The organism is Actinoallomurus sp. CA-150999 (genome assembly GCF_050942425.1).
In the GTDB taxonomy this organism is placed as follows: Bacteria; Actinomycetota; Actinomycetes; order Streptosporangiales; family Streptosporangiaceae; genus Actinoallomurus.
Genome location: NZ_CP192063.1, coordinates 3,784,045 through 3,810,985 on the forward strand (window position 1 = coordinate 3,784,045; position 26,941 = coordinate 3,810,985).

Here is a 26,941-nt window from a genome sequence, read left to right on the forward strand (position 1 = left end):
CGCGTCGTCATGCCGGTCATCCTTCGGCCAGGAGGAGCGCCTGCTGGGGAGCGAGCCGGACGCGGCCGGTCTTGGGCCGGCCGGGCGTGACGGAGGGGTCGTCCGTGTCGAACACCGCCGGCGCGGGCAGGTCCACATCGGCCACGGGGGTGTCCCGCAGGTTCACCACGGACCAGAGAGCTCCCCGGCGGTAGGCGGTCACCGGTGCGGCGAGCACGGCCCTGGTCACGTCGTCGGTGGCGGCCAGCAGGTGGGTCAGCCGGCGTCTGGTGGTCAGCAGCCGGCCGACGGTGTTCAGGTGGGACGCCGGGTCGTCGTGCTGCGTCGCCACGGTGTCGTCGTCACCGCGTGCGCCGTCGGGCAGCCACGGATGCCCCGTGGTGAAACCCAGACCTGGGCCGGGCCGCCACGGCATGGGAGTGCGCGCGGCGTCGCGGCTCTCCTCCGGCTGGGCGGCGCCCAGCGGGTCGGCGCCATGGCCGGGCGGCACGTGCCCGTCGCCCAGGCCGAGCTCCTCGCCCTGGTAGAGCCAGAAGGTTCCCGGCAGCAATGCCATCAGAACGTGCAGCGCGAGTGAGCGGCGCCGTCCTCGGAGCCCGTCCCCGAACCGGGTGACGGCACGGGAACGATCGTGGTTGCCCTGGACCCAGGAGAGTCGTGGCGACGCCATCGCGGCGGCCTCGATCATGGCGTCGATCCGGTCGGCGTCCCAGCCGGTCTCCACCAACCCGAACCAGAACGACGAGTGCAGGCGCTCGCCCTCGACGAATCGCGTCAGCGCCCGAGGATCGAGTTCGTAGACCTCGCCGACGAGGAAGGCGTCGTGCCGGTCGGCGATCCGCCGCCACCGCTCGTGGACGGTGTGCACATCGGGCTGGTGGATGTCGTGACGATGGTCCTGGCGGCGCCAGTCCATCGTCACCCCGCGCACCGGGAGGATCCGGCCGGCGGGCAGCGGCGGGTTGTCCCGCAGGTCCGCGTCCTTGACGAGGTAGGCGGCGGTGTCGATGCGGAAGCCGTCCAGCCCCCGCGCGAGCCAGTGCTCGACGATCGCGTCGATCTCGGCCGCGAGTGCGGGATTGCGCCAGTTCAGGTCGGGCTGTTCCGGGCGGAACAAGTGGAGGTAGTACTGACCGGTCGCCGGGCTGAACGTCCAAGCGGGCCCGCCGAAATGGGACAGCCAGTTGTTGGGCGGGCCGCCGTCCGGGCCCGGATCCCGCCAGATGTAATAGTCGCGGTGCGGGTCCGTCCGCGAGGAGGCGGCGGCGACGAACCAGGGGTGGGCGTCGCTGGTGTGGTTGACGACCAGATCGCCGATCACCCGCATCCCGTGGCGGTGCGCCTCCGCCAGCAGCCCGTCGAGGGCGGCCTCCCCGCCGAACGAGGGATCGACGGCTCGGTAGTCGGCGACGTCGTAGCCGTGGTCGCGCATCGGCGAGCGGAAGAAGGGGGTCAGCCACACCACGTCCACCCCGAGCCTCGCCAGGTGATCCAGGTGCGTGCTCGCCCCCGTCAGGTCGCCCCAGCCGTCACCGGTGCCGTCCGCGAACGACGGAAGGTACACCTGGTAGCCGACGGCGTCGCGCCACCACGGCCGAATCCGCGACCGCTCCAGCAGATGGGCCAGCCGGCCGAGGTCGGGCAGGGAGAGATCGCCGGACAGCCCCCGGAGCGCCACGGTCGACATGCCCGCCGCCCGGCCGGCGGCCAGGCCTGGCTCGGAGTCCTCCACCACGAGGCAGGCGGATGGAGGAACCCCCAGGCGAGCCGCGGCCTTCAGGTAGCCCTCGGGATCGGGCTTGCCCGCGCCCACGTCGTCGATCGTGAGGAGAAGAGGCGGATCGATCCCCGCCGCGTGGAGGCACACCTTGGCCAGCCGTCCGTCGGCGCTGGTCACCACGGCCCACGGCAGTCCGAGCCGGTCGAGCGTGGCGATCAGGAGATCCGCGCCGCGCGCCGCGGTGACGTCCGCCAGGTCCTCGTACTGCAGGGCGTGCAGCCGCCGCACCGCCGCCGTGACCGCGTCCTCGTCGAGCTCAGGAAGCAGCCGCCGGACCGTACGTGCCGCCGGGCTCCCGTGGGCGATAGAGAGCACCGCGTCGACGTCGACGCCGTACTCCGTCGCCCAGATCGACCAGGCACGCTCGACCGAAGCGTCGGAGTCGACGAGAGTGCCGTCCATGTCCAGGAGAACCGCTTCGATCGCTCCGAGATCCGTTCGTTGTCTCCGCACAGCGTCCCCTTAGAATAAACTCGTGACTCGAGCATAAACGAGGGGAACGTACGCATGGCAAGCCCCCGATCGCGGTCCGCGCGTGCCAGGGATGTCCGCTGGCGCGGCCCGCTCGCCGTACTCGACGAGATGCGCCGCGAGCCGGGCGTGACCCGGGCGGCCGTCGCGCGCCGACTCGGTCTCAGCACCGGCTCGGCCACCGAGATCACCGCCCGATTGCGTGACCTGTCCCTTCTCGCCGAGACGCCTGCCGCCACGGCGGCCCGAGGCCGTCCGACGACCGTGCTCACCCCCCATCCGGACGGGCCCGTGGTGATCGCCGTAGACCTCCGGCAGGAGGACTGGCGGTGCGCGGTCGCGCCGCTCGACGGAAGGCCCGAGATCGCGGAGACCGGCACTCACCGGAGCCGTGACCCCGAGCATGTGATCGACGCGGTCGCGCAGGTGGTCAGGCGTCTCCACCGCCGTCATGGAGAACGCGTTCGGGCGGTCTCCGTGGCGATCGCCGCGACCGTGCAGCGCGGCAGGGTCGTCCAGTCCGCAGTGCTCGGCTGGGACGCGGTGGACCTGGCGGCGCTGGCGGTCGATCCGCGTGTGCCGCTGCTGATCGGCAACGACGCGACCCTCGCGGGCCTCGCCGAGGCCCGGCAGGGCGTCGCCGCCGGAGCCACGACCGTCCTGCACATCACCGTGGAGGTCGGCGTCGGCGGCACCCTGGTCGTCGACGGCCGGCCGGTGGACGGCGCGACGGGCGCCGGCGGGGAGTTCGGTCACCTTCCGTTCGGCGATCCTGACCTGCGCTGCCCATGCGGTGCCCGGGGCTGCTGGGACCTGGTGGTCGACGGCCGAGCCATCGCCCGCCATCTCGGCGACCCCCCACCCCGCGACCCCCGAACTTACGCGGAGCAGGCCCTCGCCCGCGCCTCGGCGGACCCGGCCGTCCGGACCGCCATCGGCCGCACCGCGAGCGGACTGGCCGGTGGCCTCGCCGGATTGATCAATGCAATGGACCCCGCCGTTGTCACCCTGGGCGGCCTCGCGGAGTCACTCCGGGCGGCGGCCGAGCCGGAGTTCACCGCTGCCCTGGCCGGCGGCCTTATGCGCTTCCGCCGCCTGGACCCGCCTCCTGTGGTCGACGCAGCCCTCGGCGGTGACGGGGCACTACACGGGGCGGTGGTGATCGCGCTCGACCACGTCCTCACCGAAGACGGCCTCGCCACCTGGATGGCCCTCCGATCCTGAGGGGCCTCGGCCGTCGCCGAGGCGGTCGGCGTAGGCGTACCGGATCCGGCAGAGGCCGACTTCAAACGCCGGCCGCCGCTTCGGGTCGTCAGTCGATGTGGCGGTTGATCTCCTCCGTCACGACCTTGCGGAGCAGTTCGGCAGCCTCGGTGAGCGTTGCGACCTGCGCGCGGGCTAGGGCCTGTCTCGAAGTCCGCTGTCCTACTGCGCGGCGTCCAGGCGGCGACTTCGAGACAGGCCCTAGCCGCCTACCTGGTCGCTGTCCTTGAAGCCGCCCCAGCCGTGCCAGCGATCGATCTCGATCCAGGCGCTGACCCGGCCGCGGTCCCGCTGCGGGTACGGCCGGCCCCCGTAGTGCCGGGACAGCCGGTCGATGTCGGCGAGATCCTTGTCGTCGCGCATCTCGGCGACGTGCCCGATGAGCGTGACGTGGGAGTACCAGTTGCCGTCGAGCACCGTCAGCGTGACCCTGGGGTCGTTGCGCAGGTGGTCGAGCCGCTTGCGGCCCTCGTCCATGTTGACCAGCACCCGGCCGTCGTCCCAGAGATACCAGGTGGCCGTTGACACCGGCTGCCCGTCGGATCGCAGGGTGGCGATGACGGCAGGGTTGGGCTTCTCCAGCATGGCGACCACGGTCTCGGGGAGCGGTGGCTTCGACATGACGTCTCCTCCTACGGCGATGGACCACGCCCGGGGGCGTCCCGGGACGCTTATCCACGCTGCCATATCCCGGCGAGGGGCGTCCGCGCCGCCCCTGTCAGCGGCGGGCGGTGACCTTGGTCGGCAGGGCGGCGAAGCCGCGGTTGTTGGTGGAGTGGATCCGCCGCAGGCCGTCGGTGTCGATGTCGTAGTCGGCGACGACCTTGACGACCTCCTCCAGGGCGATACGGGTCTCGAGCCGGCCCAGGTTGGCGCCCAGGCAGTGGTGGCGGCCGCTGCCGAAGGCCAGCGATGAGCCGGTGTCCCGGTCCAGGTCGAAGCGGTCCGGGTCGGGGAAGGCGCGCGGGTCGCGGTTGGCCGAGCCGATGAGCAGCAGGACCCGCGACCGCGCCGGGACGGTCGTCCCGTGCAGGGCCACCTCGGTGGTCGTCGTACGGGCCAGGGCCTGGGGTGGCGGGTCGTAGCGCAGGGTCTCCTCGATCCAGTCCGCCACCCGGCCGCCCAACGCCCTGGCGCGCTCGTCCGGGTGCCGCCAGGCGGCGTACCAGGCGTTGCCGAGGGTCAGCATGTTGGTCTCGATGCCCGCGCCGACCAGCAGGATCGCCACGCCGACGATCTCCTCGGGGGTCAGCCGGTCGTCCCCCTCGGCCGCGTCCAGGAGCCCGGACAGCAGATCGTCCCGGCGTCTGCGGGCGCGCTCCTCGGTCAGCTCGACGTAGTAGCCGACCAGCGCGCCGATCGCCTGGAGCGCCTCGGGAGGCAGGTCGGTGGTCTCCTCGTCGCGGTACATGATGGCGGCGCCCAGGCGGCGCAGCTCACCGCGATCGGCCTCGGGGACGCCGACCAGCTCGGAGATCACGTCCGCGGGGAACGGGCCGGCGAAGTCGGCCATGAGATCGAACGTCTCGCCGTCGAGCAGCGGTTCGAGGTACGAGCGGGCGAGCTCCCGCAGCCGTGGCTCCAGCTCCTGGACGCGGCGCTGGGTGAACGCCCGCGACACCAGTCCGCGCATGCGCGTGTGCTTGGGCGGGTCCATGGCGACGAAGGAGAAGAACCGCTCGGCGTCCGGCCCCCAGAACGCCGGCTCGATGCGCAGGCCGTTGACGCTGGAGAACGTCGCGGAGTCGCGCAGCGCCGCCTGGACGTCGGCGTGCCGGGACAGCGCCCAGATGTCGTCCGTCTCGTTGCGGAAGACCGGCGCCTCCTCCCGCAGCCGCGCATAGACCGGATAAGGGTCATTATGAATGCCGAAATCGTACGGGCTGTAATTCAGATCCATTCTGCGCCGTCCTCGTCACCGTAATTCCCTCGAGGCGAGCATTTCGCGGAAACGATCGCGCCGCCACCGTACGGATCGGGCTCGCCGAGGATCGCCGAGGTCATGGGCACGACGATCCTCGGCGACATGCCGCAGACGGAGGCGAAAAGCAGGTGCGGCCGAGGGACACGGCCTTCCACAATCCTGAACATGGCATCGTCGCACTGGCCTCTGTTCGATCTGCGGTTGAGCACTCCGCGGCTGCGGCTCCGGCTGCCGACTCTGGAGGACCTGGACGCGTTGGCCGACGTCGCGGCCGGCCGCATCCACGACCCGGGCGTGCAGCCGTTCGTCATGGAGTGGACCGAGGCACCGCCCGTCGAGCGGGCGCGCGGGACCCTGCAAGCTCACTGGTCGCAGTGGGCGGCCTGGAAGCCGTCGTCGTGGGGGCTCAACCTGGTGGTCGAGTTCGACGGCACGATCGTGGGGAGCCAGGCGATGTCGGGGAGGGACTTCGCGGTCCTGCGCGAGGTGTCGACGGGGTCGTGGCTGGGGCAGCCGTACCAGGGGCAGGGGATCGGCACGGAGATGCGCGCCGCGGTGCTGCACCTGGCCTTCGCGGGGCTGGGCGCGGAGTACGCCGTCTCCGCCGCCTTCGCCGACAACGCGGCATCCTGGGCGGTCTCCCGCAAGCTCGGCTACCAGGAGGACGGGATCGACCGCTACGTCGTCCGCGGTCGGCCCGTGGTGTCGCGGCGGCTGCGTCTCGACCGCGCCGGCTGGCAGGCCCGGCAGTCCGTGCCGGTCACGATCGACGGTCTGGACCCCTGCCTGCCCCTGTTCGGCTTGGACGGCTCAGGGTCGCCATGATCCGCGCGAGGTCGTTCACCGTCCGGCGTCCAGCGCCGGAACGGTCGCGGTGAGCACCTGCGCCACGGCCTCAGGCTGGGCCGCGATCTGGTCGTCCAGTGCGAATCTCATGGTCGGACCGTAGGTCCTGAAGCGGTACGGCCGACAGATCCACTTATGCGCCCTGAGACGGTCCACTATGGGGCTCGGCACCCTCCCGCGGCCCCTCGGAGGTCGAACGGCCGAGTCCGTCTGCGTGCGATCGGTCCGAGGACCCGGAGGCCGCGTTCTCGATGCTGTCCAGCAGCCGTTCCAGGGCGTACTCCCAGCGCTCGTCGAAGCCGGTCAGGGCGCGGCCGGCCTCGACGGTCATCCGGGCGAACATCGGGTGGTCACCGCTGGCGATGACCGACTGGATGTAGGGAGTCTGCTGTCGCATCCACTGCTCGAGGTCCAAGCCCGTACGGCGCTGGGCCTCCTGGTCCGCGACTTCCATCTGCAGGAAGCCGTGAACGTGCACGAAGATCATGCCCATCGTCGTGAGCATTTCGTCCATGGACAGGCGCAGGCCGTCCAGAACCTCGAGGACCTGCTCGAACAACCGGATCCGGTTGGGGCTTGCGGCCTGGCGCAGTAGCCCGAGCTCGGTGAGCCAAGGGTGGCGGCGCATCGCCGACCGCATGCGGTCGGTCAGGGCGCGTACCTCGGCTCTCCAGCCGCCGAGCGCCGTGTCGTCGGGCCGCAGGAACTCGGCCGTCGCGGCGTCCACCATCAGCTCGATGAGCTCGTCCTTGCCGGTGACGTAGGAGTACGGCGACATCGGGTTCGCGTCCAGCTCGGCCGCCAGCCGCCGCATCGACAGCGCGGCCAGCCCCTCCGTGTCCGCGATGGCGATCGCCGCCCGCGTCATCTGGTCTCGGCTGAAGCGCAGCCGTGGTCCACGCGCCGGCCGGCCGGACCGCAGCCACAGGTTCTCACGCTGCTTCACCCGACCTAGCTTCCCACCCACAAAACTCGATACGCTGTCTTGAGTTAACTCGATACAGTGTCTTGAGTTTTGGGGGGCGGATGTTCGATCCACCGGGCCTGGGATTGTTCGAATGGAGGCCGCTGTTCCACGTCGGACCCGTCGCGGTCCACAAGCCGATGGTGCTGTGCCTGCTGACGACGGCCGTGGTCGTGGGGCTGTTCTGGGCCGCGTTCGCCCGGCCCGCCGTGGTCCCGGGCCGGATGCAGAGTCTCGGTGAGTACGCGTACGGCTTCGTCCGGGATCAGATCGCCCGGCCGATGATGGGCGAGCGAGGCGACCGGTGGATGGGACTGCTGCTGTCGCTGTTCTTCTTCATCTGGACGGCGAACCTGATGGCGGTCGTGCCGCTGGCCCAGTTCCCCGTGACCGGACATATCGCGGTGCCCGCCGTGCTCGCCGGCCTGGTCTACCTGATCATGTGGGTGGTCGGCGTCCGGACCCACGGTCTGATCGGCTTCGTCCGGCACGCGACCTGCCCGCCGGGTCTGTCCAGGGCTGAGACCGCGCTCGTCGCCCCGCTGGAGTTCCTGTCCGTCTTCATCCTGCGGCCGTTCACCCACGCGGTGCGGCTGTTCGCCACCATGTTCGCCGGCCACCTGCTCGTGGCGCTCTTCGCCACGGTCGGCCATCACTTCCTCATCGAGAAACCCACTCCGCTCGGGGTCCCGGTCGGGATCACCGGGGTGGCCTTCACCATCGTCGTCACCGCACTGGAGCTCTTCGTCCAGGCGGTGCAGGCCTACGTCTTCACCCTGATCGCCGCCTACTCCATCGGCGACGCACTGGACCCGGCGCACTGATCCCGGCGCGCTAAGGCGGCTGCGCGACTGGCACCAGGTCTCAGCCCGTCGTCCAGTGGTGGAGTTTCTCGGGGTTGCGTACTACCCAGATGTGCTTGATCCGGTCGCCCGCGACCTCGAACGCGTACACCGACACGGTGACGCCGTCCTGCTGAGCCACCAGACCGGGCTGGCCGTTGACCGTACGCTCCAGGAACGTCATGTTGCCGGGCCTCCGGTCGGCGATCTCGATCCAGGCGTGCGCGATCTGCTCGCCGCCTTCGATGGGGCGCAGGAAGGTGACGGCGAGGCCGCCGCCGTCGGCGATCGCCGTGGCGTCGGGGTCGAGCAGGCCGATCAGGGCGTCGATGTCCTTGGCCTCCCATGCCTCCTTGAAGTCCCTGACGATGCCGGCCTGCTGGGCTGTCGGACTCGCGGGGCCCTGCGATTCGCGAATGCGGCGGCGGGCCGAGGAGGCCAGCTGGCGGCATGCCGCCGGCGTACGGCCGACGATCTCGGCGACTTCGGCGAAGGGATAGCGGAAGACGTCGTGCAGGATGAACGCGACGCGTTCGGCCGGGGTCATCGACTCGAGCACGACCAGGAAGGCCATGTTGACCGACTCGTCCAGGGTGACCCGGTCGGCCGGGTCGACGGTCGCACCGCCCGGCCGCCCGCTGATCCACTCCGTACGCTCGGGCAGCGGCTCGGGAATCCACTCGCCCACATACCGCTCCCGCCTCGCGCGCGCCGAGCCGAGCACGTCCAGGCAGATGCGACTGGCGACCCTCGTCAGCCAGGCACCGGGGGCCTCGATGGCCTCCTGCTGCTGCCCGGACATGGCGTACCAGCGGGCGTAGGTCTCCTGTACGACATCCTCGGCCTCGGCCAGCGAGCCGAGGAGCCGGTACGCGAGATTGATCAGCTGACGCCGCTCGCTCACGATCGCGTCCAGGCCCGCATCGGGCCGGCCCTCTCCTGGCCCGTATTCGGTGGTCATGGCGTCGCCCTCCCGGTCACATCCGCTCTCACCGGTTCGACGGGACAGCCCCCCGGAATGTGAGGTCACGCGTCGCCTCACATTTCGGGGGGCTGCGTCGTCGTGCTGGCGAGACGAACACATCATCCAGCGGGCGGGAAGCCCGGGAGACACCAGGACCCGTTCCTCCGTCCCCCCCGTGATCGCGCTGACCGCCGCACACGACCAGCCAGGAGACACCATGACGACTTCGGTTCCAGCAGCATCGTTCACCGATCCGGCGCCCGCGGAGACCCTTGAGCGGGTGGCCGCCGCGTTGCGGGAGCACAATTTCGCCGTCGAAATCCTCGATGACGCCGCCGCCGCGCGTACCCGCGTCAAAGACCTGGTTCCCGAGGGCGCCAGCGTGTTCACCGGAGCCAGCGAGACCCTCCGCCTGTCCGGCATCGACGAGGACCTCAACGGCAGCGGGCGATACGACTCCGCCAAGGCACGCAGCAAGACCATGGACCGCGCCACCCAATCGGCCGAGATGTGGCGGATGATCGCCTGCCCCGACGTCATCGTGGGCAGCGTCGCCGCGGTCACCGAGACCGGCTCCCTTGTGGCCGCCTCGGCCAGCGGAAGCCAGCTGGCCGGCTACTCCGGCGCCGCATCCCGCGTGATCTGGATCGTCGGAGCGCAGAAGGTGGTGCCCGACCTGAGCACCGCGCTGCGCCGCATCGAGAACCACTGCGTCCCGCTGGAGAACGAACGCGCCATGGAAGCCTACGGGGTGCCCACCGCGCTCAACCGCCTTCTCATCCTCAACGCGGAACTCCACCCCGGGCGCGGCACCGTCCTGCTGCTCCGCGAGGCCATCGGATTCTGAACCACCGTCGGGGCGGATCCTCCGGCTTGAAGCCGAGATGGCAGCACAGGCACGGACATCCTCGTTCTCGATCACAGGGGGTGAGCACTCGAGTGATCTTGAGGCTCCGTGCCTGCGTTGCTTCTGGACCCTGCCCCGCTCACCGAATCTGCGCGCGCACTGATGCGAGTCAGCGGCGTTCGGGGGCGGCGGGGGTGAAGTCGTCGTGGCCCAGGACGCGCAGCAGGCTCAGATTATCGGTGGTGGACGTGCCGGGCGGCGGTGTGAAGATGGTCAGGCGCTGGTCCTCGGCCGGGCTGAGCAGCGTCTCGCACTCCAGGTCGATGGGCCCGATCGCCGGATGGTCGACGCGCACCCGGCTGGCGCGCCGCACGGCGACCTCGTGCAGTTCCCACAGGGCGGCGAATTCGGTGCTGACCTCGCGCAGCCGGGTGACCAGGCGGGTGGAGGCGGCGTCGCTGCCGCGCCGGGCGACGGAGGCCCGCAGGTCGGCGACGTGGTCGCGGCCCTGCCGCTCGCGCTCCTCCGCCGAGTAGATCCGGCGGATCGTCGGATCGGTGAACCACCGCCAGATGAAGTTGCGGTCCTGCTCACGGACCGAGCAGATGCAGCCGAGGAGCGCCTCGGCCATGGTGTTGCGGGCGAGCAGGTCACCGAGGTCGTTGGTGATGTGCGCCGGGGTCTCCTTGAGCTGGTCGAGCAGGTACAGCAGGCTCGGCCGCACGTGGTCGCCCGCCAGCCGGCCCGCGGGCGGCCGGTGCCCCGCCAGCAGGTAGAGGTGGTCGCGCTCGTCGTCGGTCAGGCGCAGCGCGTGGGCCAGCGAGCTCAGGATCTGCGGAGACGGCTGAGGGCTTCTGGCCTGCTCGAGTCGCATGTAGTAGTCGGCGGACATCCCCGCGAGCTGGGAGAGCTCCTCGCGCCGCAGCCCGGGCGTGCGGCGGCGGGGTCCGGCCGGCAGGCCGACCTCCTGGGGGCGCAGCCGCTCCCTGGAGCGACGGAGGAAATCGGCGAGCTCGCGGCGGTCCATCTCCATAACGCCATCATCGCCGAGGTTCCCCGCAGGTCCGGACGCTCAGCCAGGGATCACGGATCCTAGGGAGAACGGTCCGCTCGTCCCCGCCGCAGGTTCTTGGCAACGTTGTCGGTGTTCGGCCGGATCGGCCGGACGCAGACCGTTGAGGGAGTACGTCATGGCGAAGGCAGTGCGGTTCGAGCAGTACGGCGGGATTGAGGTCCTGCAGGTCGTCGAGGTCGACCGGCCGGTGCCCGGACCCGGACAGGTCCTCGTCCGGGTGAAGACCACGTCGATCAACCCGGGGGAGGTGCACATCCGCACGGGGGCGCTGCACGAGCGGTGGCCCGCGACGTTCCCCTCGGGGCAGGGTAGCGACCTGGCCGGGTTCGTCGAGGAGATCGGCGAGGGCGTCACCGGGTTCTCGGCCGGTGACGAGGTGATCGGCTTCACCGACAACCGGGCGAGCCACGCGGAGTTCGTGCTCGTCGAGGCCGCGAACCTCATTCACCGGCCGGCGGGTGTCTCCTGGGAGCAGGCCGGGACGCTGTACATCGCGGGCACCACGGCGTACGCGGCGGTGCGCGCCGTGGCGGCGGGGCCCGGCGACACGGTCGTGATCTCCGGCGCCGCCGGGGGAGTGGGGGCGATCGCCGTCCAGCTCGCCGGCAACGCGGGCGCCCGGGTGATCGGCCTGGCGAGTGAGGCCAACCACCAGTGGCTCGCGGACCACGGGGCGATCCCGGTCTCGTACGGCGACGGCGTCGGCGACCGGATCAAGGCCGCCGCGCCCGACGGGAAGGTCGACGCGTTCATCGACACCTTCGGTTCCGGCTACATCGAGCTCGCGCTCGACCTGGGGGTGGCTCCCGAGCGGATCGACACCATCACCGACTGGACGGCCGCCGAGAAGTACGGGGTCAAGACCGACGGGAACGCGGAGGCGGCCAACGCCGAGGTGCTCGCCGAGCTGGCCGCGCTGATCGAGAAGGGGCAGCTGGAGATCCCGATCGCCCGCACCTACCCCCTCGACCAGATCCGGGACGCCTACCGCGAGCTGGAGCGGCGCCACACCCGCGGCAAGATCGTGCTCGAACCGTGAGGTGCGGGACGCGGTCATACGCAGCCGGCCCGAGCCCCGTACAGGGGCCGGGCCGGTCGGCCGAAGCGCTCAGCGAGGCGGGTAGGGCGTGGTCTGGAAGCGCGCGCGGAACTCGGCGAGGAGCTCCTCGGTGACCTCCGCGCCGGCCGCCACCTCCGCGTGCACCTGCCGGAAGTAGTCCTCATAGCCCGCCGGTGTGTACAGGCACAGGCCGCGTACCGGCACCTCACCGGCGTTACGGAATCCGTGGGGGGTCCCGCGTACGGCCGCCAGCAGGTGGCCGGGCCCCGCGGTGATCTCGCCGTCGCCGTCATGCAGCGTCAGTTCGCCGTCGAGGACGTAGAAGTACTCGTCGTGGCCGTGGTGCACATGCGGCCGTGCGCCCAGCACGCCGGGGTCCAGCGTGAACTCTTCGAAGGCGAACCGGCCTCCGGTATGCGTCGCGGTGAGCCGGAACAGGTGGTCGACGCCGGCCACCTCGATGAGTTCGCCGTCACCCGGCCTGCGCAGGAGCGGACGACCCTTCGCGGAATCGGTCATGATCGCATCCTGCCCGATCACCGCCCGGGCCGCGTCGCTACATGCCGTAGCCGAGTTCTTCGGCGGCGACGGACCACACCTGGTTCTCGTCCCGTACCGCGTCCGGGTCGATCTCGGCGAACGCGGCGAGGGTACGGGCGGCGATCGCCTCCAGCTCCTCGTCGTCGTCCTCGGCCCGCTTCGCCTCGCGGCACGACTTACGGAACACCTCGGCACAGGCGACCAGCCGCGCCGCCGACCGGTTGACCGGCTGCGCTCCCTCGTCCGCGTCGACGATCAGGACCTCGCCGCCGTCCCGGTCGACGCCGAGCAGCGCGATGCCGGGATCCTCGCAGACCACGGCCATCGTCCTGCCGTCGAGGACGTGGTCGGGGAACGGCGGCTTGCGCCACCGTCCCTCGACCGGGACCTTCTGGTAGGTGATCGGGCGTAGCGGGGCGAGGGCCCGCTCGATCGCGTCGTCGGATTCCACGAGCGAAGTCTGCCACCGGAGGGCGTCAGTCGACCTCCGCGACGGCCTGGGCGAACTGCGCCTGGTAGAGCCGGGCGTAGGCCCCTTCGGCCTTGAGGAGTTCGTCGTGGGTGCCGTGTTCGACGATGGCGCCGGATTCCATGACGAGGATGAGGTCGGCGTCGCGGATGGTGGACAGGCGGTGGGCGATGACGAAGCTGGTCCGTCCCTTGCGCAGCGAGTTCATCGCGCGCTGGATGAGCACCTCGGTGCGGGTGTCGACGGAGCTGGTGGCCTCGTCCAGGATGAGGATCGTCGGGCGGGCGAGGAAGGCCCGGGCGATGGTGATCAGCTGCTTCTCACCGGCGCTGACGTTGGTGCCTTCGTCGTCGATGACGCTTTCGTAGCCGTCGGGCAGCGTACGGACGAATCGGTCGACGTAGGTGGCGCGTGCCGCCTCCACGACCTGGTCGTGTGTGGCGTCGGCGGCGCCGTAGGCGATGTTGTCGGCGATGGTGCCGCCGAACAGCCAGGCGTCCTGGAGGACCATGCCGGTTCTGGCGCGCAGGTCCTCGCGGGTCATCTCGGCGATGTCGACCCCATCCAGAGTGATCCGGCCGCCGGTGACCTCGTAGAACCGCATGAGCAGGTTGACCAGGGTGGTCTTGCCCGCACCCGTCGGGCCCACGATGGCGACCGTCTGGCCCGGTTCGACGGTCAGGGACAGGTCCTCGATCAGCGGCGTGTCGGGCGCGTACCGGAACGACACGTGCTCGAACACCACCCGGCCGCGTACTTCCTCCGGCCGCAGGGGCGTCTCCGGGTCGGGCTCCTGCTCCTCGGCGTCCAGCAGCGCGAAGACGCGTTCGGCCGAGGCCACACCGGACTGCAGCAGGTTCGCCATGCTCGCGACCTGGGTGATGGGCTGGGTGAACTGCCGGGAGTACTGCACGAACGCCTGCACGTCTCCCAGCGACAGTGAGCCCGACGCCACCCGGAGGCCGCCGACGACCGCGACGAGGACGTAGTTGAGGTTGCCGATGAACATCATCGCCGGCTGGATCAGGCCGGAGATGAACTGCGCCTTGAAACTCGACGTGTACAGCGTGTCGTTGTGCTTCCGGAAGGTCTCCAGCGACTCCTTCTGGCGTCCGAACACCTTGACCAGCGAGTGGCCCGTGTACATCTCCTCGATGTGCCCGTTCAGCCGGCCCGTGGTGGCCCACTGCTTGATGAACTGAGGCTGCGCCTTCTTGCCGATCCGGGAGGCGACCACCATCGCGACCGGCACGGTGACCAGCGCGATCAGTGCCAGGAGGGGGGAGATGAGGATCATCATCGTGAGCACGCCGACGATGGTGAGCAGGGAGGTCAGCATCTGGCTGAGGGTCTGCTGCAGCGTCTGGGCGAGGTTGTCGATGTCGTTGGTGACCCGGCTGAGCACCTCACCGTGCGGCTGACGATCGAAGTAACTCAGCGGCAGCCGGGACAGCTTCAGCTCCGCCTGCTCACGCAACCGGAACATCGACCGTTGCACGATCGTGGTCGTGAGCCGGCCCTGGATCAGGCCGAAGACCGCGGCCACCGCGAACAGCGCCAGCACGGCCAGCAGCACCATGCCGACCTTGCCGAAGTCGATGCCGTGCCCGGGCACGACGTCCATCGAGCTCAGCATGTCCGCGAGCGTGCCCTGGCCGGTGCTCCGCAGATGCGCGACCACCTCGGCCTTGGAATGGCCGGCGGGCAGCTGGCGGCCGATGACGCCGGCGAAGATCAGGTCGGTGGCGCGGCCGAGGATCTTCGGGCCGACCACCGTCGTCGTGACGCTCGCCGTGGCCAGGAGCAGGGTGGCGACGATGAGCGGCCGCTCGGGCCGCAGCATGCGCAGCAGCCGCCGGCTCGACCCGCCGAAGTCCAGGGACTTCTCCATCGACCGCCCGGCCATGAACGCCGCCGGCCCACGGGCCATGCCCGCCCCGCCGGCCGGCCCCGGCCCCCGGCTGGGCACCGCCCGCTCGCCATTGCCCGAGGACGCAGGCCCGCTTCCGTTCGGTCCCCCAGTCATGCCATTTCCCCCGCTACTCATGCCGCCTCCTGCTCGGTGAGCTGGGAGAGCACGATCTCCCGGTAGGTGGCGTTGGTGTCCATCAGCTCGTGGTGGGTGCCGGTGCCGACGACCTGGCCCTCGTCGAGGACGATGATGCGGTCGGCGTGCCGGATGGTGGAGACCCGCTGCGCCACGATGACGACGGTCGCGTCGGCGGTCTCGTTTGCCAGCGCCGCGCGCAGGGCGGCGTCGGTCGCGTAGTCCAGGGCGGAGAACGAGTCGTCGAACAGGTAGATCTCGGGCCGGCGGACGAGCGCGCGGGCGATGGCCAGGCGCTGGCGCTGGCCGCCCGAGACGTTCGTGCCGCCCTGGTCGATCTTGGCGTCCAGGCCGTCTTCCATGCGTTCCACGAAGTCCTTGGCCTGGGCGATCTCGAGGGCGCGCCAGAGCTCTTCGTCGGTGGCGTCCGGTTTTCCGTACCGCAGGTTGGAGGCGACCGTGCCGGTGAAGAGGTACGGCTTCTGCGGGACCAGCGCGACCGCGTCGGACAGCGTCACCGGGTCCAGGTCACGGACGTCGACGCCGTCGACGAGCACGGCGCCGCCGGTGGCGTCCATGAGCCGCGGGATGAGGTTCAGCAGCGTGGTCTTGCCGCTGCCGGTCGAGCCGATGATCGCGGTGATCTCACCGGGCCGCGCGGCCAGGCCGACGCCGGACAGTACGGGCTCCTCGGCGCCCGGGAACCGGAACTCGACGTCCTGCAGCTCCAGGTGGCCGTGCACGTTCAGGGTCCGCACCGGGTCCGCCGGCGGGACGACGCTCGACTCGGTCTCCAGGACCTCCTGGATGCGCTCGGCGCACACCTCCGCGCGCGGCACCATCATGAACATGAAGGTCGCCATCATGACCGACATCAGGATCTGCATGAGGTAGCTCAGGAACGCCGTGAGCGCCCCGACCTTCATCGACCCGTCACTGATCAGGTGACCGCCGAACCACAGGACGGCGACGCTGGAGACGTTGACCACCAGCATCACCAGCGGGAACATCAGGGCCATCAGCCGGCCGGTCCCCAGCGACACGTCGAGCAGCTCGGTGTTGGACGTGGCGAACCGCCGCTGCTCGGGGGCGTCGCGGACGAACGCCCGGATGACCCGGACGCCGGTGATCTGCTCGCGCAGGATCCGGTTGATGGTGTCGATGCGTTCCTGCATCAGCCGGAACAGGGACCGCATCCGCGTGATGATCAGCCCGATCACCACGCCGAGGATGGGGACGATGATGAGCAGCAGTGAGGACAGCGTCACGTTCTGGTTCAGCGCCAGCACGATGCCGCCGACGCCCATGATCGGAGCCGCCACCATCATGGTGAAGGTCATCAGGGCGAGCATCTGGACCTGCTGCACGTCGTTCGTGGTCCGCGTGATCAGCGACGGCGTGCCGAACCTGCCCACCTCACGGGCCGAGAAGGCCTGGACGCGGGTGAAGATGGCGGCCCGGATGTCGCGGCCGACGGCCATCGAGGTACGGGCGCCGAAGTAGACGGCGCCCACCGAGCAGACGATCTGCACGAGGGAGATGGCGAGCATGACGCCACCGGTCCGCATGATGTAGCCGGTGTCGCCCTTGACCACCCCCTTGTCGATGATGTCGGCGTTCAGGGTCGGCAGGTAGAGCGTGGCGAGCGTCTGCACGAACTGCAGCGCGACGACGAGCGCCAACGGCCGGCGATAGGGGCGCAGATGGACGCGCAGGAGTCGGATCAGCACACGACACTCTCTCGGGGGGGACGGCAACGGAGGGCGAACCGGCTCTCCGCGGGGAAATCACACTCAGCAGGTGCAAACAGAAAAATACCGCCAAGAGACGGTACTGGCGGTTCGATTATTTTCGCCCTCCGCGATCGTCACGCTCCCGGCCGGAGATCGGCCAGCGGGCCGGTCGGGAGCGCGATCCATCCCTCGGACCTCGCGGTCGCGAGCTCGTCCGTCCTCGGGGCGGCGGTGCGGCAGCCCCCACAGCCGGAGGGACGCGGCCGGGTAGACCTCGACGACGACGCCGGTCCCGGAGCGGTCCACCGGGCGGCCGGCCCGCGCGAGGCGGGCCAGCAGCGCGGCCAAGCGCAGGGCCGCGTGGCCGATCCGATCGGCGGAGACGCTCAGCGGGGTCAGGCCGGTCCGGTCGTGGACGACCCGGTCGGTCAGCCGCAGCGCCAGGTTCCTGCGCCAGTCGCGGCCGCGCCCTTCTGACGGCCGGCCGCCGTACGGGAGAAACCACTCGCCCTTAAGACGTTGGGCTTCACGAGGGGCGCCGCCGCCGGTGTGATCGACCACGCCGCGGGGACGCTCTGCCGTCGAGGACGATCGGCCAAGGAGGCGCCGTGAGGTTTGTGCTGCGTGAGCGGGTGTTCGGGATCGGTGAGGATTTCTGGGTCGAGGACGAGGCGGGAGAGCGCGTCTTCCTCGTCGACGGCAAGGCGTTGCGGCTGCGTCAGACCTTCGAGCTCAAGGGGCCCGGAGGGGAGGTGCTCGCCGTCATCCGCAAGAAGATGGTCGCCATCCGCGACACGATGGTCGTCGAACGCGACGGCGAGACGGTGGCCAAGGTGCACCGGAAGCTGTTCAGCCCGCTCCGGCACAAGATGCTGATCGAGCTCGCCGACGGGCAGGAGTGGACGGCGAGCGGTGACCTCATCGAGAAGAACTACGAGATCGAGGGCGACGAGGGCGTCGTCGCCCAGACGTCCCGCAAGTGGTTCCGGATCCGCGACACGTACGGCGTCGAGGTTCACCACCCCGACGTTCCGCTGGTCCTCGCCGTCGCCGTCGCGGTCGACGAACTCGCCGCGGACGAGCGGCGCGAGGACGACTGACGGCCGCGTATCCCAGAGTCGCCGGAGAACCGTCCGAGCCGCGTGGTAGTTCTTTGCGAACTCCATGATCGACTTATCGGGCGGTGAGTACGTGACGAAGATCGAGAAGGCCCGTGGTGCGGCCGCGCGGCTGGTCGAGAGCCCTCCGGGCTGGCTCGAGCGGCTGCGCGCCGACGAGGGGCCGGTCGCGCTCGGGGTCACCTGGCTGGATGCCGCCGCCATCAGCGATGAGGAGGACGGCGTCTTCGACGGCATCATGCACACGGAGGCGACGGCGGAGTACGTCCGCGAACACCGTCCTCATATGGTGCGCGTCGCGTCGGGGCCGCAGTACGCCGGTATGAACGGCCTGGAAGGGGAGGCGGCCTGGTACGTCGACATGCGCCGGCCCGAACGGCTTCTGCTGGCGCCGTCGTCCTCGTATCCTCCCTTCCTCTGGATCCCGGCCGGCGACACCGTCGACGGCATGCGCGGGGCTCTCGGCGGCCTGTTCCCGTCGCCGAAGCCGACCCGCGTCACGCTGCCGAAGACGGCCCGGGGCTTCATGGGGTACGCCGGCCAGATCGGCGTACCCAACGTCTACAGCGGTGAGTTCGTGCCGATCGACGGCCTGGAGCTCGACCGGTACTACACGATGAACACCTTCACCGAGCTGTCGTCGTGGGGCAGCGCGATCATCGACGATCCGTACCCCGACGAGTTCGTCCCGCCGATCCAGATGATGGCGGCGGCCCGGGACTTCAAGAAACAGAGCCCCGGTGTCCCGGCGATGACCTGGCGGACCGCCGCGTCCGGTTCGTACCTGAGCATCGAGGCGCACCAGGGGCGGCTCTTCGTCGCCGAGGCGCGCTACCGGCCCAGCCCGAATCCCCAGGTGATCGAGGAGATGAACGCCGAGTTCGGCTCGACGTTCCCCACGGACCTGCCGGTCGACGTGGTCGGCGCGCTGATCGGGTTCGACTTCCGTCCCCTGGACCTCTGGGAACGGGAACTGGCCGTCGAAGAGGAGCCGGGCCACATCCTCGGCAAGATGGAGATCGCCGTCGCCCTCGCCCACGGTGACCTCGACGCCGTCGATCGGCTCCGGCCGTACTTCCGGCACGACGCGCCGGGCGTACGGGCGGCCCTCATGAACTTCGCGCTGGCCTACAACCTGGACTCCCTCCTGGAGGAGCTCGTGCTCACCGAGACCGAGGAGGAGATCGCCGAGCAGCTCCACCGGATCCTCGACGAAGGCACCGGCAACTCGCACCCGGACATCTTCGAAGAGGGTGCGGCCTGGGACGAGGACGACGAGTTCGAGGAGGATGACGAGGATGAGTGACCGGCCGGCCGCCTGGACGGGAGGGACCCTTCCCGCCGGTGCGACATCCGCGAGCGCCCACCGGCTCGCCGTCGCCGAGGGCTGGGTCCTCGAAACGGACGTGCCGCGCACCATCGACCGGTCGCGTACGTGGAGGTGGCGAGCCCCCGAGGGTGAGGTGAGCCTCGTCGAGGACCACCGCACCGGGCTCCGCCACATGGAGGCACGGCCGGCGGCGTTCGCCGAGCGCCTGGCCGCCGCGCTGGCCTGGGAATCCGCCGCGGACCTGTTCGAACGGGCCCGCACCGCGTCCGGCACGCTGGAGCGGATGCGGGCGGTGCACGCTCTGGGCTTTCTCCAGTACGGCGCGGCCATCGCGGCGGCGGCGACCGCGCCCGAGGATCCGGACGAGCCCGGATACGCGTTGCTGCCGGACGACGTCCGTTACCTGGAGGCGTTCGAGCGCGCGCTGGACGACCCCGAGCCGAGCGTATGCCGGGCCGGGGTGCAGGGCCTCGCGTTCGGCCCCTGGCCCGGCGCCCGCGAGATCCTGCGCCGCCGCCGCGCGGAGCTGCCACAGTTCGCCGGGCTCATCGACGAGCGGCTGAACAGCGCGCCGCCCCGGTTCCGCAGGCCCGCCACCGAAGACAACACGGCGTCCTGAAGGGACGAGGAGCACCGGGCCGGGAGGACTCCGGCGCTCACCGGTCCTCAGGGCGGCGCAGCACGCGGCGCTGTGCGAAGGATCCGTTCCGGGCCGCCTTGGCGGCCCGGAGGCGGTCGAGCTCATCGGGCTCGACGCCGTTCGCAGCGGCGAGGGCGTAGACCACTTCGAGGATGTCGGCGAGCTCCTCCACCGCGCCGGACTCGGCGAACTCCCCGACCTCCTCGTACAGCTTGGCGCGCAGCAGCACGAGGTACTCGCCGTCACCGGCGACCCGGACCTCGGGGACGCGGCCGGCGGCGCGGATGAGCTCGGGCACGCGGTCGCGTACGAGCTTCTCCAGCCGTCCGGGACCGGTCTTGGTGCGGTGCGTCAGGTCGCCCTCGCGGCGGTCGAGCGCCTGGACCCACTTGACCGCGACGGCGGCGGTCTGGACGAGCTCGGTCCGCAGGGCCTGCGGGTCGGTCTCGGCCAGCGACTCGTGGAACTCCTCCGCGAGAATGTGTCGCCAGGTGAGCCTGGCCCCCTCCCACGCCTCCTTGCAGTCGCGTTTGGCCGCGTCGGCCGCTGCCGCGTGCTCGGGCCCGGTGCCGTCGGGGAGATCCTGGACGCCCCACATCGTGTCCTGCGCGGCGCGTTCCGCGGCGACGTCGGCCAGGACGCGAGCGAGCGCGCCGGGCGTGCCGGAGTCACCTGCGGCCGGGGCGCCGTACGGGTTGAGCGCACTGGGCGTGCCGGAGTCACCTGCGGCCGGGGCGCCGTACGGGTTGTCGGCTGGGTTCATGCCGTCAGTCTGGCCGGTCCGGCACCCCCGGAGGCGGGAATCCCGACGTCGCCGAGATGATCACGCCGTCAGTCTGGCCGGTCCAGCACTCCTGAAGGCGGGAATCCGGACCCGGCCGAGACGGTCATTCGGCCTCGCGGCGTGCCCGGGCCCGTCGTTTGCCCTCGTGCATCGCCTGCACGCGGGCGACGGGGATCGTGCGGCCCTCCTCGATCAGGCCGGGGTCCAGCCGTTGCGGCTCCGGCATCCGGTCGGCCCACGGATCGCTCCCGGCGAGGAGGCCGGGGACGGTGCGGACGGTGAAGTCGGCCGGCGTGACCCGGTCCAGGTCCTCCCAGGAGACCGGGAAGGAGACGGGCACGCCGGGGCGTACACGCGGGCTGTACGCGGCGACGACCGTCGCCCCGCCGGCGCGCGTCGAATCGAGGAACACCTTGCCTCCCCGGTCCTCCCGGATGAAGGCCGTGGTGGCGAGGGCCGGGTCCAGGCGTTCGGCGCGCGCGGCGATCGCCCGGGTCGCCGCGGCCACCTCCTCGATCGTCGCCTGTGCCTCGATCGGCACGAACACGTGCACGCCCTTCGCCCCGCTGGTCTTGACGACGCCGACCAGCCGAGACTCGGAGAGGACCTGGCGGACCAGATGGGCCGTACGGACGGCGAGGCCGAACGCGTCGCCCTCCGGCGGATCGATGTCCAGGACGAGGTGGGTGGCCGGGTCCGCGCGGTCGGCGCGGACCAGCGTCGGGTGGTACTCCACGGCACGCTGGTTGGCGAACCAGAGGAGGGTGCGGCGGTCGTCGCACAGCGCGTACGTCACCTGGCGTCGGGACGTCTCCGCCCACATCCCGACCCTCGGCACCCACGGCGGAGCGTACTTCGGGAGGTTCTTCTGCATGAACGGCGCCTGGCCGCGGAGGACGCGGATCACCGACAGCGGCCGGTCCCGCAGCGCCCGGACGATCGGGTCGGCGACCGCGTCCAGGTAGTCGACCAGGTCCCGCTTCGTCGCGTCCGCCCCGTCGAACAGTGGCTGGTCGAGGTTGGTCAGCGGCACGCCGTGCCGCTCCTCGTCTGTGCCGCTCATCAGGCCACTTTCCCGGCGCCGGCACGACAGGTCAAGCGGTTCAGAGCAGTGGTGAAGGGTGCTCGGCGATCACGGGCGCTCTTCAGGATGGTCCTCGACACCCCGGCGCTCGTCGGTATGCCCTGCCCAGTGCGGGGCCGGCGTCCGGGTGACGCGCGGGCGCGTTCCGTACGTCTGAAGGGGGAGCCGTAGCTCCCCCTTGACCTCAGTCTCTAATGGCGGTTGTCAGCGGCGGTGTACGCAGCCCCGGGGCAGCCAGAAGCCGCGCATGAATACTCTTCCTCGGCGGGTGTGCACCCAGTGCCCGCGTACGAATTTGCGGCAGCGGGGACGGCTGTCGCGAATCGCGGTGCCGGTCGCCACGTGTGCCGCGCCTTGCGCGGAGACGGTGACCTTCCCCTGACCGGTGGCCGCGTTCGCCGGTGTGGCCGCGAGGCCTATGCCACCTGCGAGGACCAGGCCTGACACGACAAGTCCCTTGGGCACCTTCATCGACGTGACCTCCTCAGGGATTCGGGGCCGGACTTCTGGGAACGACGCGTTTCCGGCCCGGCCGGCGCGCATTACGGCGCACTCACGGTGTTCCCGTTACAAATCACCGCAATTCGTCGGTCACTAGACTTGACTCACTCTTCGGATTCTCATGGTGTCCCATTTCGGTGGTCTCCGGACGGGCATTACCTTCGGCGGTATCCGCCGGTGAAACATCCTGGGAGGGCCGAGGATCACCGCGCAGGCCGGGGGCCAGCAGGACGGTGACCGTGACCGAGGCCACCGCCATCGCGGCCATGGCCAGGGCCGGGGACGTGCGCTGGGCGATCGCTCCGGCGAGGGCGGCGCCGACGCCCTGCATGGTGAGCATGCCCGCCGCGTGCAGCCCCAGCGCCTGCCCGTGCACGTCCTCGGGGGTGAGCGCCATCAGGCGTTCCTGGAGCAGCAGCGTGGCCGAGTATCCGATGGAGGCGAGCGTGACGGCTGCCAGGGCGACCGGCAGCGCCGGGTGCGACGCGAAGACCAGGTACGGTGCCGCGAGCAGCAGGCGCAGCGGGGCGTCGAGTCGCCGCCTCCATCGCCCGGGGAGGAACCGGCCGGCCACCGTGTCCCCGATCAGCATCCCGCCGGCCGCGAACGCGAACAGCAGACCCGCGTGCCGGGGCTCGTACGCGACGAACAGGGACTCACAGCCGACGATCAGCCCGTTCGGCAGCCAGAGCGCGAGGTAGACGTAGCGGCGGGGCGGCGATGACCAGAGCCGTGCGTTGGTCCGCCAGGTCACCGCGATCGACGGCCGCCCGGCGGCGCGTGGCGGGCGCGGGGTCAGGCCGAACCACGCGACGGCCGCCGTGGCCAGGTAGAGGGCGGCCCCCGCCAGCAACGTGCCGCGCGGGGACAGGACCGTCAGGAGCGCGCCCCCGGCCGCGAAGCCGAAGATCTGCATGGTGCCGACGGCCATGTTGAGCACCGATCGGCCGAGCAGGTAGGCCTCGCCGGGAAGGATCTCGCTGAGCAGCCCGTACCGCACGCCACCGCCCACGGAACCGGCCAGCCCGACCGTCATGATCACCGTGAACAGGAGCCAGATCGGGAGCCCGGGGATGGCCAGCACGGCGGTGCCGAGGCCGAAGAGCAGGGCCAGCGCCGCCGTGGCCGCGCGCGGCGGCAGCCGGTCGGCCGCCGACAGCAGCGTCGCCGCCCCGATCACCTGGACGAGCGACGGGCCGAACATGCTGAGCGCGGACAGCAGCGGCGAGCGGGTGTCCGCGTAGACGAGCGTGCCCAGCGCGAGCGAGCTCAGGGTGGACGCGCCGATACTCGCCGACGTACCGGCGAACATCGGCGCGAACTCCGGTGTGCGGAAGAGTCCGCGATAGGTGAGGGGCATGATCGGGAGTGTCACGGTGGAGTTCGCGGGCCCGTTAATGTTTCGCGAGGAGGCGAAACATGGGCTGGTGGCGGATCAGCACGGACACCCTTGCCGGGAGCCGGTTCGTGGTCTCGGCCCTGGCCGAGACCAGCGCGTGCCTGGGCGCGCTGGCGAAGGAGCGGACCGTGCACCCCGGCGACCGGGCGTGGCTCGACGCCCGCCTGCCCGCCTACCGGGCGCGGCTGGCGGGGGACCCGATCACCGCGCTCCTGCTGTGGGCGACGCTGCGTCCGCGCTACATCGCCGACTTCGCCACGCCGACGCCGACCGGTGAGCCGGACCTCGACTTCCATCAGGAGCTGGCCCGGATCCGGGAGACGCCCGCCGACCGGGTCCACGCGAACCTGGAGACCGCGCTGGGCGGCCCGGTCCCGCGCGAACTGCACCGGTCCGACCTCGCCGAACGCTTCGCCGACCTGCTGGAGTGGATCTGGACGGAGATGATCCGGCCGGACTGGGCCCGCCGCCGGCGCATCATCGAGGCCGACGTCGTCGCGCGGACCGACCAGTTGACGCATGGCGGGTGGGCCGCCGCGCTGGACGCGATGCGCCCGGGAATGCGCTGGCTCGGGGAGGGACGGCTGCAGGTCAACCCTTATGACTACCCGCCCCGCGACCTGTCCAGCGTGCGGTTGCTGTTCGTGCCGGTCACGGCCGGTTTCGGGTGGGTGTCCTGGGAGGCCGGCCGGTACGCCGTGGTCTACCCGTGCTCCGGCGTGCTGGCCGCGCCGGACCCCGCCCCGGTGCCGGACGCGCTCGGCGCGCTGCTCGGGCACGCGCGGGCGAAGGTCCTCATGCTCCTGGACGCGCCCAAGAGCACCACGCAGCTCGTGGCCCTGACCGGCCAGGGCCTCGGCTCCGTGGGCCGTCACCTGAAGGTGCTGCTCGACGCCGGGCTGGTCCGGCGGCGCCGCGCCGGACGGTCCGTGCTGTACTACCGCACCGCGGCCGGGGACGTCCTGGTGACCGCGCAGGCCCGGTGACACGCACGGGTCCCTCGCGGCGGCGCACCGCCGCGAGGGACCCGGACCTCAGCGCAGCGGCCCGAAGAACGCGCGCAGGTCGGTGACCACCTGCTCGGGCTCCTCATGCGCCATGAAGTGCCCGCCGTGCTCCGGCCGGTGCCAGTGGCGCAGGTCCGCGTAGATTCGCTCGGCGAGGCTCTTGGGGAAGGTGCGGAACGCCGGCTCGTTGCTCAGGGTGACCGCCCCGGGGACGGTGATCCTCGGGACCGGCCGGTTCATCGGGTAGTCGTAGTACTGCCGGAAGGACGAGCCGATCGTGCCGGTCGCCCAGTACAGGGTCGCGATCGTGCACAGCGTGTCCTTGTCCCAGCTCTCCAGGGTCCCGCCGCCGTCGGTCCAGTCGCGGTACTTGTCGACGATCCAGGCGGCGAGCCCGGCGGGGGAGTCCATCAGGGCGGCGGCGATCGTGTCCGGCCGGGTCAGCATGATCTCGCTGTAGCCCCCGTCCATCTCGTCGTACGCGTCCAGCTCGTCGAGGAACTTCTGCTCCTCGGCGGTCGGGGGCCGGTCGGCGAAGTCGGTCGTGACGACCGCCGTGGTCACGTGGACGCCCGCGACCTCACCGGGGTACAGCGCGCCGAGCCACTGGGTGATCCCGCCCCCGATGTCGCCGCCGAACGCCCCGAACCTCTCGTAGCCGAGGGTCTCGGTCATCAGCGTGTGCCAGATCTCCGCGACGCCCCTGCGCGTCCACGGCCCGGCGGGCAGCTCGGAGAACAGGAAGCCGGGCAGCGACGGGATGACGATGTCGAACGCGTCGGCGGGGTCGCCGCCGTGACTCGCCGGGTCGGCGAGCCGCCGGGCGACCTGCAGCATCTCCACGAAGCTGCTCGGCCAGCCGTGCGTGAGGATCAGCGGCAGCGGCGCGGGCGCCCCTTCGGCGCGGACGCCCCGGATGTGGACGTAGTGCACCCGGCGGCCGGCGACCTCGGCGACGAAGTGCGGGTAGGTGTTGAGCGCCGCCTCGGCGGCACGCCAGTCGAACTCGTCCGCCCAGTAGGCGACGAGTTCGCCGAGGTAGCCGGGATCGGTGCCGGCCGCCCAGAAGGTGGAGTCGGACGCCGTCGTGAAGCGCGTACGGGCCAGGCGCGTGCGCAGGTCGTCGAGGACGTCGTCGGAAACGGCGATCTGAAAAGGCGTTACTGTCATGTTTCCTTCACCGAGGAGTGTCTACGGACGGACACTCCTCGGCGCGGATCAGGCAGCCGCGGTGGCGAAGAGTGCCCGGAAAGAACTGGTCATCGTCATCGGGCTCACCTCCTCGCGTCGCCCTGGTTGCGAGGACTGTACACGACATTCGTCGCATCGGCACCCACCTGATCACACCACGGCCGAACGGTCCGCCGGCAGGTCGGGCAGCGGCAGGGCGGCCCTGTCAGGAGAGCCGGCGGAAGAATTCGCCGGGACGCTCGGCTGGAGGCGTGACCTGCCGGCGAGCGATCACCGTCGGCGTATCACGAGGACGGCGGAGTCGACCTTCGGCGGTGGCCGGAAGGCGCGGCGGGGCAGCGAGCGCCCGGCCCGTACGGTCCACCGGCCGGGCACGCGCGCGGCCGACCGGCCTTCGGCGTAGCGCCGGACGACGGCGCGCTGGAGCACCAGGTCGGCGGCGACGAGCCGGGACCGGGGCGCCAGCAGCGTGCGGAGCAGTGCGCTGGAGATGCCGTACGGCGGACTGGCCACCACGCGGAAGGGCCGGTCCGGCAGGCGCAGCAACCCGGCGTCGGCCTCGACGACGGTGACCCGCGCCCCGGCGAAGCGCTCCCGCAGACGCCGGGCCCGGCCGGGGTGCAGCTCGACCGCGATCACCCGGGCGCCCGCCTCGAGGAGATGCGCCGTCAGCGCGCCCTCGCCGGCGCCGATGTCGAGCACCAGGTTTCCGGGGCGCACGCCGGCGTCCGCGACGACGCGCGCCGCCCATTCGTCAGTGAGCGGGTGCCAGCCCCAGGCCCGCCGCGAGTTCCCGGCGGCGGACACGGCGCATCACGTTCATGAACATCGGCATGGACGCCACCGTAGAGAGCCGGAGGGCGCGGCGAAACCGAATTTCGCCTGCCGGGCGCCGGTCGGCCGGGCCCCTGCGGCGGGGCGGCCCGAGGACGTGGCCCGCCCCGTCCGGTGGTCGGCCTCCGGCGAGGGAACCGGGACCATCGGCCAGGTCATCGACTCCGAAGGCGGCTTCCGCCGCTGGGTCGTGTGACCCCGCCGTCACGTTCAGAGATAGTTAAGTAA

General features: G+C 71.1%; 26 protein-coding genes. 9 read left to right on the forward strand and 17 right to left on the reverse strand.

What is annotated here, in order from left to right; translation table 11 throughout:
• Positions 1 to 16: 16 nt before the first annotated feature.
• The gene (locus ACQP2O_RS17800) at positions 17 to 2,233 is read right to left on the reverse strand and encodes an HAD-IA family hydrolase (RefSeq protein ID WP_433185916.1); all 2,217 of its coding nucleotides are present in this window, start codon (positions 2,231 to 2,233) and stop codon (positions 17 to 19) included.
• A 54-nt stretch (positions 2,234 to 2,287) separates the two neighbouring features.
• Here ACQP2O_RS17800 and ACQP2O_RS17805 point away from each other — a divergent pair, with 54 nt between their 5' ends.
• Positions 2,288 to 3,475 carry an ROK family transcriptional regulator gene (locus ACQP2O_RS17805; protein ID WP_433185919.1) on the forward strand — a complete coding sequence of 396 codons (1,188 nt, stop codon included), beginning with the start codon at positions 2,288 to 2,290 and terminating at the stop codon, positions 3,473 to 3,475.
• Between the two features lie 240 nt (positions 3,476 to 3,715).
• Here ACQP2O_RS17805 and ACQP2O_RS17810 read toward each other — a convergent pair whose 3' ends face one another.
• Together ACQP2O_RS17810 and ACQP2O_RS17815 are read right to left on the reverse strand one after the other, a co-directional pair.
• On the reverse strand, positions 3,716 to 4,135 hold the full coding sequence (locus tag ACQP2O_RS17810; protein WP_433185921.1) for a PPOX class F420-dependent oxidoreductase: 420 nt from the start codon (positions 4,133 to 4,135) through the stop codon (positions 3,716 to 3,718).
• A gap of 97 nt (positions 4,136 to 4,232) precedes the next feature.
• A complete protein-coding gene (locus tag ACQP2O_RS17815) occupies positions 4,233 to 5,414 on the reverse strand; it encodes a cytochrome P450 (protein WP_433185924.1) in 1,182 nt (393 codons plus the stop codon).
• 189 nt (positions 5,415 to 5,603) lie between these two features.
• Here ACQP2O_RS17815 and ACQP2O_RS17820 point away from each other — a divergent pair, with 189 nt between their 5' ends.
• Positions 5,604 to 6,263, forward strand: a complete 660-nt coding sequence (locus ACQP2O_RS17820) for a GNAT family N-acetyltransferase (RefSeq protein ID WP_433185927.1) — start codon at positions 5,604 to 5,606, stop codon at positions 6,261 to 6,263.
• Positions 6,264 to 6,417: 154 nt separating this feature from the next.
• Here ACQP2O_RS17820 and ACQP2O_RS17825 read toward each other — a convergent pair whose 3' ends face one another.
• Positions 6,418 to 7,230: a TetR/AcrR family transcriptional regulator gene (locus ACQP2O_RS17825; RefSeq protein WP_433185930.1), complete on the reverse strand. Its 813-nt coding sequence runs from the start codon at positions 7,228 to 7,230 to the stop codon at positions 6,418 to 6,420.
• Positions 7,231 to 7,310: 80 nt separating this feature from the next.
• On the opposite strand from ACQP2O_RS17825, the gene atpB reads away from it, so the two are divergent.
• Complete coding sequence (gene atpB, locus ACQP2O_RS17830; RefSeq protein ID WP_433185933.1) at positions 7,311 to 8,072, forward strand: F0F1 ATP synthase subunit A; 762 nt, start codon at positions 7,311 to 7,313, stop codon at positions 8,070 to 8,072.
• A gap of 40 nt (positions 8,073 to 8,112) precedes the next feature.
• Here atpB and sigJ read toward each other — a convergent pair whose 3' ends face one another.
• Positions 8,113 to 9,051: an RNA polymerase sigma factor SigJ gene (sigJ, locus tag ACQP2O_RS17835; protein WP_433185936.1), complete on the reverse strand. Its 939-nt coding sequence runs from the start codon at positions 9,049 to 9,051 to the stop codon at positions 8,113 to 8,115.
• Positions 9,052 to 9,271: 220 nt separating this feature from the next.
• Here sigJ and ACQP2O_RS17840 point away from each other — a divergent pair, with 220 nt between their 5' ends.
• Positions 9,272 to 9,901 carry an LUD domain-containing protein gene (locus tag ACQP2O_RS17840; RefSeq protein WP_433185938.1) on the forward strand — a complete coding sequence of 210 codons (630 nt, stop codon included), beginning with the start codon at positions 9,272 to 9,274 and terminating at the stop codon, positions 9,899 to 9,901.
• Between the two features lie 169 nt (positions 9,902 to 10,070).
• Here ACQP2O_RS17840 and ACQP2O_RS17845 read toward each other — a convergent pair whose 3' ends face one another.
• Complete coding sequence (locus ACQP2O_RS17845) at positions 10,071 to 10,934, reverse strand: helix-turn-helix transcriptional regulator (RefSeq protein ID WP_433185941.1); 864 nt, start codon at positions 10,932 to 10,934, stop codon at positions 10,071 to 10,073.
• 157 nt (positions 10,935 to 11,091) lie between these two features.
• Here ACQP2O_RS17845 and ACQP2O_RS17850 point away from each other — a divergent pair, with 157 nt between their 5' ends.
• Positions 11,092 to 12,015, forward strand: coding sequence for an NADP-dependent oxidoreductase (locus ACQP2O_RS17850; RefSeq protein ID WP_433185944.1), 924 nt, complete (start codon positions 11,092 to 11,094; stop codon positions 12,013 to 12,015).
• A gap of 69 nt (positions 12,016 to 12,084) precedes the next feature.
• Here the strand turns inward: ACQP2O_RS17850 and ACQP2O_RS17855 are convergent, their stop codons facing one another.
• The 5 genes from ACQP2O_RS17855 to ACQP2O_RS17875 all read right to left on the reverse strand — a co-directional run bounded on the left by ACQP2O_RS17855 (position 12,085) and on the right by ACQP2O_RS17875 (position 17,386).
• Entirely contained in the window at positions 12,085 to 12,555 is a 471-nt protein-coding gene (locus ACQP2O_RS17855; protein WP_433185947.1) for a cupin domain-containing protein, read from the reverse strand.
• A 37-nt stretch (positions 12,556 to 12,592) separates the two neighbouring features.
• A complete protein-coding gene (locus ACQP2O_RS17860; protein ID WP_433185950.1) occupies positions 12,593 to 13,027 on the reverse strand; it encodes an SUKH-4 family immunity protein in 435 nt (144 codons plus the stop codon).
• Between the two features lie 25 nt (positions 13,028 to 13,052).
• On the reverse strand, positions 13,053 to 15,071 hold the full coding sequence (locus ACQP2O_RS17865; protein WP_433185953.1) for an ABC transporter ATP-binding protein: 2,019 nt from the start codon (positions 15,069 to 15,071) through the stop codon (positions 13,053 to 13,055).
• Positions 15,072 to 15,088: 17 nt separating this feature from the next.
• Complete coding sequence (locus ACQP2O_RS17870) at positions 15,089 to 16,822, reverse strand: ABC transporter ATP-binding protein (protein WP_433185956.1); 1,734 nt, start codon at positions 16,820 to 16,822, stop codon at positions 15,089 to 15,091.
• Between the two features lie 63 nt (positions 16,823 to 16,885).
• Positions 16,886 to 17,386 carry a DUF429 domain-containing protein gene (locus ACQP2O_RS17875; protein ID WP_433185959.1) on the reverse strand — a complete coding sequence of 167 codons (501 nt, stop codon included), beginning with the start codon at positions 17,384 to 17,386 and terminating at the stop codon, positions 16,886 to 16,888.
• 47 nt (positions 17,387 to 17,433) lie between these two features.
• On the opposite strand from ACQP2O_RS17875, the gene ACQP2O_RS17880 reads away from it, so the two are divergent.
• The 3 genes from ACQP2O_RS17880 to ACQP2O_RS17890 all read left to right on the forward strand — a co-directional run bounded on the left by ACQP2O_RS17880 (position 17,434) and on the right by ACQP2O_RS17890 (position 19,892).
• Positions 17,434 to 17,925, forward strand: coding sequence for an LURP-one-related/scramblase family protein (locus ACQP2O_RS17880; protein ID WP_360891169.1), 492 nt, complete (start codon positions 17,434 to 17,436; stop codon positions 17,923 to 17,925).
• 91 nt (positions 17,926 to 18,016) lie between these two features.
• The gene (locus ACQP2O_RS17885; protein WP_433185962.1) at positions 18,017 to 19,249 is read left to right on the forward strand and encodes a hypothetical protein; all 1,233 of its coding nucleotides are present in this window, start codon (positions 18,017 to 18,019) and stop codon (positions 19,247 to 19,249) included.
• Complete coding sequence (locus ACQP2O_RS17890; protein WP_433185965.1) at positions 19,242 to 19,892, forward strand: hypothetical protein; 651 nt, start codon at positions 19,242 to 19,244, stop codon at positions 19,890 to 19,892. Before ACQP2O_RS17885 ends, ACQP2O_RS17890 begins: the two co-directional genes overlap by 8 nt.
• Before the next feature lie 37 nt (positions 19,893 to 19,929).
• Here ACQP2O_RS17890 and ACQP2O_RS17895 read toward each other — a convergent pair whose 3' ends face one another.
• The 4 genes from ACQP2O_RS17895 to ACQP2O_RS17910 form a co-directional block, all read right to left on the reverse strand.
• Positions 19,930 to 20,676 (reverse strand): hypothetical protein, encoded by a 747-nt coding sequence (locus ACQP2O_RS17895; protein ID WP_433185967.1) that lies wholly within the window; start codon positions 20,674 to 20,676, stop codon positions 19,930 to 19,932.
• A 124-nt stretch (positions 20,677 to 20,800) separates the two neighbouring features.
• On the reverse strand, positions 20,801 to 21,760 hold the full coding sequence (locus tag ACQP2O_RS17900; RefSeq protein WP_433185970.1) for a DNA polymerase domain-containing protein: 960 nt from the start codon (positions 21,758 to 21,760) through the stop codon (positions 20,801 to 20,803).
• A gap of 225 nt (positions 21,761 to 21,985) precedes the next feature.
• Complete coding sequence (locus ACQP2O_RS17905) at positions 21,986 to 22,252, reverse strand: hypothetical protein (protein WP_433185972.1); 267 nt, start codon at positions 22,250 to 22,252, stop codon at positions 21,986 to 21,988.
• A gap of 103 nt (positions 22,253 to 22,355) precedes the next feature.
• A complete protein-coding gene (locus ACQP2O_RS17910; protein WP_433185975.1) occupies positions 22,356 to 23,642 on the reverse strand; it encodes an MFS transporter in 1,287 nt (428 codons plus the stop codon).
• Positions 23,643 to 23,701: 59 nt separating this feature from the next.
• On the opposite strand from ACQP2O_RS17910, the gene ACQP2O_RS17915 reads away from it, so the two are divergent.
• On the forward strand, positions 23,702 to 24,667 hold the full coding sequence (locus ACQP2O_RS17915) for an ArsR family transcriptional regulator (RefSeq protein ID WP_433185978.1): 966 nt from the start codon (positions 23,702 to 23,704) through the stop codon (positions 24,665 to 24,667).
• A 48-nt stretch (positions 24,668 to 24,715) separates the two neighbouring features.
• Here the strand turns inward: ACQP2O_RS17915 and ACQP2O_RS17920 are convergent, their stop codons facing one another.
• Positions 24,716 to 25,858, reverse strand: a complete 1,143-nt coding sequence (locus ACQP2O_RS17920) for an epoxide hydrolase family protein (protein WP_433185981.1) — start codon at positions 25,856 to 25,858, stop codon at positions 24,716 to 24,718.
• Between the two features lie 291 nt (positions 25,859 to 26,149).
• Positions 26,150 to 26,686 carry an rRNA adenine N-6-methyltransferase family protein gene (locus ACQP2O_RS17925; protein WP_433185984.1) on the reverse strand — a complete coding sequence of 179 codons (537 nt, stop codon included), beginning with the start codon at positions 26,684 to 26,686 and terminating at the stop codon, positions 26,150 to 26,152.
• Positions 26,687 to 26,941 lie beyond the last annotated feature (255 nt).